The organism is Novipirellula sp., assembly GCF_041583735.1.
Classification (GTDB): domain Bacteria; phylum Planctomycetota; class Planctomycetia; order Pirellulales; family Pirellulaceae; genus Novipirellula.
Genome location: NZ_JBFHFD010000970.1, coordinates 1 through 2,166 on the forward strand (window position 1 = coordinate 1; position 2,166 = coordinate 2,166).

At 54.5% G+C, this 2,166-nt stretch carries 1 protein-coding gene and 1 pseudogene; one reads left to right on the forward strand and one right to left on the reverse strand.

Annotated elements, in window-relative coordinates:
- A pseudogene (locus ABX962_RS35145) lies at nucleotides 1-516 on the forward strand (gfo/Idh/MocA family oxidoreductase); the annotation flags it as partial.
- Between the two features lie 264 nt (nucleotides 517-780).
- Here ABX962_RS35145 and ABX962_RS35150 read toward each other — a convergent pair.
- Nucleotides 781-2,166 (reverse strand): c-type cytochrome (locus ABX962_RS35150; protein ID WP_372726313.1); only part of this gene is annotated, 1,386 nt, incomplete at its 5' end.

Consider the following 2,166-nt stretch of genomic DNA (forward strand, 5'->3'; position numbering starts at 1 on the left):
ACCGTCGATCTGTGTCAATGGGCAAACCAAGCCGATGACACGATGCCGGTGGATTACGAACCGACCGACGAAAATATCACCTGCACCTATGCCAATGGCGTCAAGTTGGTCATCGACTTTCTCGCCGATCCGTTCGGCAATCGTGGACCACGCTGGATCACCCGGCTTGGTACTTGTCCCGTTCGGTTTGTTGGCAGCGAAGGCTCGCTCGAAACGGGTGACGAAGGCGAGATCGTGGCAAGTTCGCCGAGCCTGAATCAAGAATTGTCTCAAAGCAAACGCGTCCGCGGCCTCGACGTTTCCGCTCACGCACGCAACTTTTTTGATTGCGTTAAAAGTCGTCAACAAACGGTTTGCAATCCCAGCGTGATGCGTCGATCGCATGTCGCCTGTCACGCGGCCGCGTTAGCATGGATCCTGAAACGCAAACTCACGATCAATCCCGCAACCGAAGAATTTGTCGGTGACGACGAAGCCAACCGTCTTCGTTTCCGCAGCCCCCGCGTCTGGTCGTAGCGAAATTCACCAAAACTTCTGGGAGCGTCAACAAAAACGGCGGGCGACGAGATCGCTCCGCCGTTTTCAGAATCGATGGATGAGTACTTAGGGTAAGCGTCGCTTGGCCGTACCTGTTGTTTCGCTGGTGGTATGTTTTGCAGCTACGCACCGCTCTGGTGGGGACGAACCAACCTCCCGTCATGGAACAAGGCAAAACACACGAATGGTGTTTCGAGCGGAGCGGCGTGTGCCGCTACCAAAGTAGATTCCTGAGCCCATTCGCTATTTGGATTTCAGGGTCGACAGATAGGCTACCACGTCCCGCACCTCTTTGCGTGTCAAGACATCGGTCATGTCGGGCATAATCGAAACCTCGTTCTTCGAAACATCTTCGATTTCGTCGTTGCTCAACCGGATCTCTTTGCCCTGGCTGTCGGAGAGGACCGTTTCATCTTCGCTTTCGGATTTGACCAACCCCATCACAATTTGTCCCGAATCCATCAGGAACGATTGGGTTTGGTACTTTTTGTCGATGTCCTTGCTGGGCGCAATGACGCTTTGCAGCAGATAGTCACGGTCTTTGCTGGCCGCGATCCCAAGCAAGTTGGGTCCAACATCGCTTCCCTCCTTGCCAACTTTGTGACAGCGAATGCACTGGGCCCCCAGATGCGTATTGAAGAGGACTTTGCCTTTGGCAGCATCGCCCCCGTCGCGGCTGACCAAAAACGGACGCGACTTTTCAGGCGTGGTCGCCCACCGCTGGTCTAGCGCCGCAGTGGCTTTGTTCAGCGCCGCTTGAATCGCGGGGGATTTCTTCCCGCGATTCTCGGCCGTTTCTAAAACATCCAGGATGATCTCGCTCGGCAAAGTGCTGCTGGTGATTTGGTCCAACATCGAAGTCAATTTGTTCCGCGATGCTTCACCCTGCTGTTTACTCAATGCCGAGATCGCATACTGTTTGACCGCCAATTTCTTGCTATCCGAAATTAGACGTGTCAAGAAAGCGTCGGCTTGATCGGTATTGTATTTTGCATAGAAGTTGATTGCGGTCAGTTGCAGATTCGTTTCAGAATCCTGCATGGCTGCGGGGAGCACCTTTCTCAGTACCTCGGGATTTTGTTTGTCCAGCGTTTTCAGTGCAGCGATACGAAGATCGACATCTTGGTTTGTCGTACGGACGATTTCACTGAGCGAATCGGCCGACAATCGGGTATTGGTTCGGGCCGCAGCGTCAATCGCAGCGGATTGCAGTTTTGGGTTATTCTCGCTCGCCAATTTCGACAGCACGGTGCTTAAACGTGCGGGATCCGTTTCACGCGGCAGTGTCGCATAGCGACGCCGTCCATCGACCCGGTCCAAGAGATCAGGTTTCATCCACGAACCCAGCATCTTGATCGCTTCGATTCGCAGCGGAACGCTATTGGTTTCTTGGCTTGCATATTGGGCAATGGACTCAAAATGCTCGCGGCCTCCTAGGCGATAGTTCGCATTGAGCAGTCGGCGAATGAACGATTCCCCGTCGTGTTGGGCCGCGGGCAGCGCGGCGGCCAACACCTGCAATTGCTCGTCACTCGAAAAATCGTCATGCAGCGCACGAGCCGCCTCGGTCGCGACCTGCTCACTGGGATCACCAAGAAACGGCTCAAGTGAACGCGGCGATTCATTGCC